General features: G+C 69.5%; 5 protein-coding genes and 1 pseudogene. 4 read left to right on the plus strand and 2 right to left on the minus strand.

Translation table 11 applies throughout. From position 1 onward, the window contains the following. Positions 1 to 81: 81 nt before the first annotated feature. The gene (locus tag ADL12_RS13870; RefSeq protein WP_062702083.1) at positions 82 to 1,248 is read right to left on the minus strand and encodes an ABC transporter substrate-binding protein; all 1,167 of its coding nucleotides are present in this window, start codon (positions 1,246 to 1,248) and stop codon (positions 82 to 84) included. Positions 1,249 to 1,373: 125 nt separating this feature from the next. Further along, positions 1,374 to 2,822 (minus strand): gamma-aminobutyraldehyde dehydrogenase, encoded by a 1,449-nt coding sequence (locus ADL12_RS13875; RefSeq protein WP_062702086.1) that lies wholly within the window; start codon positions 2,820 to 2,822, stop codon positions 1,374 to 1,376. 192 nt (positions 2,823 to 3,014) lie between these two features. Between ADL12_RS13875 and ADL12_RS13880 the strand changes: the two genes are divergently transcribed. The 4 genes and pseudogenes from ADL12_RS13880 to ADL12_RS13895 form a co-directional block, all read left to right on the plus strand. Then, positions 3,015 to 3,530: an Lrp/AsnC family transcriptional regulator gene (locus tag ADL12_RS13880; protein WP_062702088.1), complete on the plus strand. Its 516-nt coding sequence runs from the start codon at positions 3,015 to 3,017 to the stop codon at positions 3,528 to 3,530. 19 nt (positions 3,531 to 3,549) lie between these two features. After that, complete coding sequence (locus ADL12_RS13885; protein WP_062702091.1) at positions 3,550 to 4,923, plus strand: aspartate aminotransferase family protein; 1,374 nt, start codon at positions 3,550 to 3,552, stop codon at positions 4,921 to 4,923. A 245-nt stretch (positions 4,924 to 5,168) separates the two neighbouring features. Next, complete coding sequence (locus ADL12_RS13890; protein WP_062702110.1) at positions 5,169 to 5,909, plus strand: ABC transporter ATP-binding protein; 741 nt, start codon at positions 5,169 to 5,171, stop codon at positions 5,907 to 5,909. Further along, positions 5,891 to 6,687: pseudogene (locus tag ADL12_RS13895) on the plus strand (hypothetical protein); the annotation flags it as partial. The gene ADL12_RS13890 and the pseudogene ADL12_RS13895, both read left to right, overlap by 19 nt.

Here is a 6,687-nt window from a genome sequence, read left to right on the forward strand (position 1 = left end):
GCACCAGGCACCGCTCGGTTCGGCCGGTCTGCACTGTTTCTTGCAGCCGGCCCGATCCGCCGGACAGGCCCTAGCGGCTCCCTACAACCCTGCGATGGCGTTCCACCGCTTCCCGAACTCCACCCGCTCTCCGGCCGTGATGTCCCGCGCGATGGCGAGGTGTTCGCGCATCGCCTTGTCCGGGAAGATCAGCGGGTCCTCGGCCAACGCGGCCGTCTCCTCGTCCTTGGCGGCGGCGAGCACGTCCCGGGCGGCCGGGACCGGGCAGACGTAGTTGACCCACGCGGCCAGTTCGGCGGCGGCCTCGGGCTCGTAGTAGTAGTCGATCAGCCGCTCGGCGTTGGCCTTGTGGCGGGCCAGGTTGGGGATCATCAGGGACTCCGACCACAGCTCGGCGCCCTCCTCGGGGACGACGAAGCGGATGTCGGGGTCGTCGGCCTGGAGTTGGATGACGTCGCCCGAGTACGCCTGGCAGGCCAGGACGTCGCCGCTCGACAGGTCCTTGATGTAGTCGTTGCCGGTGAAGCGGCGGATCTGCCCCTTGCGCACCTGCTCCTCGACCTGGTCGCAGACGGTGTGGAAGTCGTCCGCCGTCCACCGGGTGATGTCGACGCCGTTGCCCTGCATGAGCAGCGCGAAGGCCTCGTCCAGCCCGGACAGCAGCGTCACCCGGCCCTTCAGATCACTCGCCCACAGCTCGGACACGCTGCGTATCTCGCGGCCCAGCCTGCGGCGGTTGTACGCGATGCCGGTGATACCGGACTGCCACGGCACGGTGAACTTCCGGCCCGGATCGAAGGCCGGTGAACGCAGCAGCGGGTCCAGGTACTTCGTCACGTTCGGCTGCCGCGCCCGGTCCATCTCCTGCACCCAGCCCAGCCGTACGAACCGGGCGCACATCCAGTCGCTGATGACGACGAGATCGCGGCCCGTGCGCCGATGGTTCATCAGGGCGGGGCTGATCTTGCCGAAGAACTCGTCGTTGTCGTTGATCTCCTCGACGTACTCGACGGAGATGCCGGTGCGCCTCTGGAAGGCCTCCAGCGTCGGCCGCCGGTTCTCGTCCTCGTCGTCGGTGTCGATGTACAGCGGCCAGTTGGCCCAGGTGAGCCGCGGGTCGGTGGCAGAGGCGTCTGCGGCTGCACGGTCGCCGGGTCGTACGTAGGCGGCAGGCACACCACAGCCGACGAGCCCGCCCAGCATCGCGCCGGAACCGAGCGCCCGAAGGAGAGTGCGACGAGAGGGCATGTCCCGGACGGTACTTGATCCGTCCGGGACCGCAACGCCCCCAGGGGCGCGGGGCTGTATCGATTTGCGGCTCCGCCGCGTGGGCGCGACCAGCCCCCACGCACCCGCAGCCGGAATACGACCTCTTACGCGTCCAACGACGTCATCACATGCTTGATCCGCGTGTAGTCATCGAACCCGTACGCCGAAAGGTCCTTGCCGTACCCGGACTTCTTGAACCCACCGTGCGGCATCTCCGCAACCAGCGGAATGTGCGTGTTGATCCACACGCACCCGAAGTCCAGCGCCTTGGACATCCGCATCGCCCGCCCGTGGTCCTTCGTCCACACCGACGAAGCGAGCGCGTACTCGACCCCGTTCGCCCACTCGACGGCCTGCGCCTCGTCGGAGAAGGACTGCACGGTGATGACCGGGCCGAAGACCTCCTTCTGGATGATCTCGTCGTCCTGCTGGACGCCCGAGACGACGGTCGGCGCGAAGAAGTAGCCCTTCTCACCGACCCGCTTGCCACCGGCCTCCACGCGCGCGTGCGCCGGCAGCCGCTCGATGAAGCCCTCGACCTGCTTGAGCTGGTTGGGGTTGTTGAGCGGCCCGAACAGCACGTCCTCGTCGTCCGGCTGCCCCGTCTTCGTGTCGGCGGCGGCCTTCGCGAGCGCGGCGACGAACTCGTCGTGGATGGCCTCGTGGACGAGGACGCGGCAGGCGGCCGTACAGTCCTGCCCGGCGTTGAAGAAGCCCGCGACGGAGATGTCCTCGACGGCCTTGGCGATGTCGGTGTCCTCGAAGACGACGACCGGCGCCTTGCCGCCCAGCTCCAGGTGGACCCGCTTGAGGTCCTTGGACGCGGACTCGGCGACCTGCATGCCCGCCCGCACCGAGCCGGTGATGGACGCCATGGCCGGGACGGGGTGCTCGACCATCATGCGGCCGGTCTCGCGGTCGCCGGTGATGACGTTGAAGACACCCTTGGGGAGGATCGAACCGATGATGTCGGCCATCAGCACCGTCGAAGCCGGGGTCGTGTCCGACGGCTTCAGCACGACCGTGTTGCCCGCCGCGAGCGCCGGCGCGAACTTCCACACGGCCATCATCATCGGGTAGTTCCAGGGCGCGACCTGCGCGCAGACGCCGACCGGCTCACGGCGGACGATCGAGGTCATCCCCTCCATGTACTCACCGGCCGACCGACCCTCCAGCATCCGCGCCGCACCCGCGAAGAAGCGGATCTGGTCGACCATCGGCGGGATCTCCTCCGACCGGGTGAGCCCGACCGGCTTGCCGGTGTTCTCCACCTCGGCGGCGATGAGCTCCTCGGCCCGCTCCTCGAACGCGTCCGCGATCTTCAGCAGGGCCTTCTGGCGCTCGGCGGGGGTGGTGTCACGCCAGCCCGGGAAGGCCCTGGCGGCGGCCTCCATCGCGGCGTCGACGTCCGCCTGCCCGGACAGCGGCGCGGTCGCGTACGCCTCGCCCGTCGCGGGGTTGACCACCTCGGTGGTCCGTCCGTCAGCGGCGTCCCGGAACTCACCGGCGACGTAGTTTCGTAGCTTGCGCAGCCGTCCCAGCTCGGTGCTCACTGCCGGCCTCCTGTCAGGTCTTCACTGCTTGTGGCTGTCAGTTCTGGTTGTCCAGTTACTGAGACAACCACCCTAGTCGGCAGACCCACGTTTTCAACACCCCCGATTGCGCCAAGGCTGCGAAATCCGCAAGTCCCAGTCACGTAAACAACGAATTTCATCGCTACGGCCTTGCGGAACTGTCGAGACGTCGTGCACAGTGACGTCGTGGCCAGTCGAAGCGCAGAGCACAGGGACTCCCGCGAGTCCAGGAACGCCGGTCCCCAGCTGGACGCCGTCTCCCTCGCCATCATCGAACAACTTCAGGAGGACGGCCGCCGGCCGTACGCCGCCATCGGCAAGGCCGTGGGCCTGTCCGAGGCAGCCGTGCGCCAGCGCGTCCAGAAGCTGCTCGACCAGGGCGTGATGCAGATCGTCGCCGTGACGGACCCGCTCACCGTGGGCTTTCGCCGCCAGGCGATGGTCGGCGTGAACGTCGAGGGCGACGTGGAGTCGGTCGCCGACGCGCTGACCGCCATGTCCGAATGCGAGTACGTGGTGATGACAGCCGGGTCCTTCGACCTGATGGTGGAAATCGTCTGCGAGGACGACGACCACCTCCTGGAGGTCATCAACAAACGCATCCGGGCCGTGCCCGGAGTGCGCTCCACCGAGAGCTTCGTCTACCTCAAGCTCAAGAAGCAGACCTACATGTGGGGAACCCGATAACCGTGAGGACCCGATAACCGTGAGTACCGACACCCCTCAGGACCTCAGCAGGACCGCGTACGACCACCTGTGGATGCACTTCACGCGCATGTCCTCGTACGAGAACGCCCCCGTCCCCACCATCGTCCGGGGCGAGGGCACCTACATCTACGACGACAAGGGCAAGCGCTACCTCGACGGTCTCGCCGGCCTGTTCGTGGTCCAGGCGGGTCACGGCCGCGTCGAGCTGGCCGAGACCGCGTTCAAGCAGGCGCAGGAACTGGCGTTCTTCCCGGTCTGGTCCTACGCCCACCCGAAGGCGATCGAGCTCGCCGACCGCCTCGCGGACTACGCGCCGGGCGACCTCAACAAGGTCTTCTTCACCACCGGCGGCGGTGAGGCGGTGGAGACCGCCTGGAAGCTCGCCAAGCAGTACTTCAAGCTGGTCGGCAAGCCCACCAAGCACAAGGTGATCTCGCGTGCGGTCGCCTACCACGGCACTCCGCAGGGCGCCCTGTCCATCACGGGCCTGCCCGCCCTGAAGGCCCCGTTCGAGCCCCTCGTCCCGGGCGCCCACAAGGTCCCGAACACCAACATCTACCGCGCCCCGATCTTCGGCGACGACCCCGAGGCCTTCGGCCGCTGGGCCGCCGACCAGATCGAGCAGCAGATCCTCTTCGAGGGCCCGGACACGGTCGCCGCGGTCTTCCTGGAGCCGGTACAGAACGCGGGCGGCTGCTTCCCGCCCCCGCCCGGCTACTTCCAGCGGGTGCGCGAGATCTGCGACCAGTACGACGTCCTGCTCGTCTCGGACGAGGTCATCTGCGCCTTCGGCCGCCTGGGCACGATGTTCGCCTGCGACAAGTTCGGCTACGTCCCGGACATGATCACCTGCGCCAAGGGCATGACGTCCGGCTACTCCCCCATCGGCGCCTGCATCATCTCCGACCGGCTGGCCGAGCCGTTCTACAAGGGCGACAACACCTTCCTGCACGGCTACACCTTCGGCGGCCACCCGGTCTCCGCGGCCGTGGGCTGCGCCAACCTCGACCTGTTCGAGCGCGAGGGCCTCAACCAGCACGTCCTCGACAACGAGGCGGCGTTCCGCACCACGCTGGAGAAGCTGCACGACCTCCCGATCGTCGGCGACGTCCGCGGCAACGGCTTCTTCTACGGCATCGAGCTGGTCAAGGACAAGGCGACCAAGGAGTCCTTCGACGCCGACGAGACCGAGCGCGTCCTGTACGGCTTCCTCTCCAAGAAGCTCTACGAGAACGGCCTGTACTGCCGTGCCGACGACCGCGGCGACCCGGTCGTCCAGCTCGCCCCGCCGCTGATCTCCAACCAGGAGACCTTCGACGAGATCGAGCAGATCCTGCGGGCGACGCTGACGGAGGCGTGGACGAAGCTGTGACGCCCGGACCGTTCGCCGGCACCTGGACCGGACCGGCGTTCGACGGAAGTCGATCTTCCGCCTGAATGATCAACACATCGGCCCCGGTGCCGCCCGTTCGAGTGAGACACGGCGGCCCGGGGCCGTGTGCTGTCCGGGCTCCGGGCGGTGGCTGCCTAGCGTGCCAGTGACCGATCAGCCCAGCCTTCGTTCCCCCGCACGAGGGATCAGGCCTGGGAAAACGGATCAGAACCGAGGTGTACGCGATGGTGGCCCCGCCGGACAACGACGTGCTCTGGGCACGCGCCCTGCACTTCACGCACAACGACGGTTCGCCCGCGCTCAGCGGGGTCTCGCTCGGTGTCCAGGAGGGCGAGGTCCTCGCCGTCATCGGCCCGCGCGGCAGCGGCAAGACGACTCTCCTGCGGTGTCTGTCCGGCCTGGCCGCGGTGCGGCGGGGCGAGGTCTGGTTCAACAGCGTGCCCGTGCACAAGATGGGCCCGACGGCCCGCGAACGGCTCCGGCGCGACCGCTTCAGCTGGATCGACCCGGCCCCCTCACTCGTCCCCGAGCTGAACGTCTGGGAGAACACCGCCCTCCCCCTGATGCTGCGCGGCACCAGTCGCCGCCGCGCCAAGACGGCCGCACTGGAGTGGCTGGTGCGTCTGGACGTCGGCGAGGTGGCCCGCAAGCGCCCGCACCAGCTGGTCCAGGCCGAACGCCAGCGCGTCTGCATCGCCCGTGCCCTGGCCCCCTCGCCCACGGTCCTGTTCGCCGACGAGCCGGCGGCGCCCCTGCACCGCTCCGATCGCGCGCAGGTCCTGCGCACTCTGACGACAGCGGCCCGCTCGCACGGCATCACGGTCGTCCTGGCCAGCCCCGACGCGGACCCGGCGGCCCTCGCCGACCGCACGGTGACACTCCTCGACGGGCGGCGCGTGAACACGGTGCACCTGCCCCCGGCCACGGAGACGGAAGGCCGGGCCGCGTGCTCGCTCTCCGTCTGACCCGCGGCGCGCAACCCGCCGTGCAGCTGCGCCGTCTGCTGGTGGTGGCGGCGTCGGCGGGCACGAGCTTCCTGCTGCTGTGCGCCCTGGGCTACGCGTTGTCCCACAACTCCCCCGCCGAGTCACTCCTCCGCCTGGCCTGGTGCGCACCCCCGCTGGCCGCGACGGTCCACTTCGCGGTGGCCGTGGCCCGAACCGACCCCGGCACCAGACCCCGCCCCGGTCTCGCCGCCCTCGGCCTGGGCCCGGTCCGCCTGATGGCCGTATCGGCCACCACCACGGCCCTGTCCTGCGCCGTCGGCTCCATGCTGGCCCTGCTGGTCTTCCTCCACCTGCGAGGCGACCTGACAGGCATGCCCTTCGACGGCGCGGCCTCGCAGTTCCTGGCGGCGGACAGCCCCCTGCCCCTGCCGGCCACGCTGACGCTGCTGACCCTGGTACCGGGGATCGCGTCGGTGATGGTGGCGTGGGCACTGCGCCCGAAGGAGCTCGGGCCCACCGCCGCCCAGAGCACGGGAAGGTCGTACCGCCGCTTCGGGGCGTACAGCCGATCGGTGGCGCGGGAGACGTTCGGGGCGTACGGGCGGTTCGGCGCCCACCTGCGGCGTGCCGAGCGTGGCAACGCGGGCGTGAACGGGCACCCCCAGCCCGAAGGCGGCACCCCGCGGACAAGCGACCCGGCCCGGACGCCGGCCCCCACCACGGACGACCCACCGGCCGACTGGACCGAAGCCGTCGCCGTCCCCGCCCCCACGACCGACCCGGACCGCGCCCACCC

It is taken from the genome of Streptomyces regalis (assembly GCF_001509475.1).
GTDB lineage: Bacteria > Actinomycetota > Actinomycetes > Streptomycetales > Streptomycetaceae > Streptomyces > Streptomyces regalis.

Coding starts and splice junctions, on each gene's coding strand:
- ADL12_RS13870 (WP_062702083.1), bottom strand. CDS start 1,248: ATGCCCTCTCGTCGCACTCTCCTTCGGGCGCTCGGTTCCGGCGCGATG.
- ADL12_RS13890 (WP_062702110.1), top strand. CDS start 5,169: ATGGTGGCCCCGCCGGACAACGACGTGCTCTGGGCACGCGCCCTGCAC.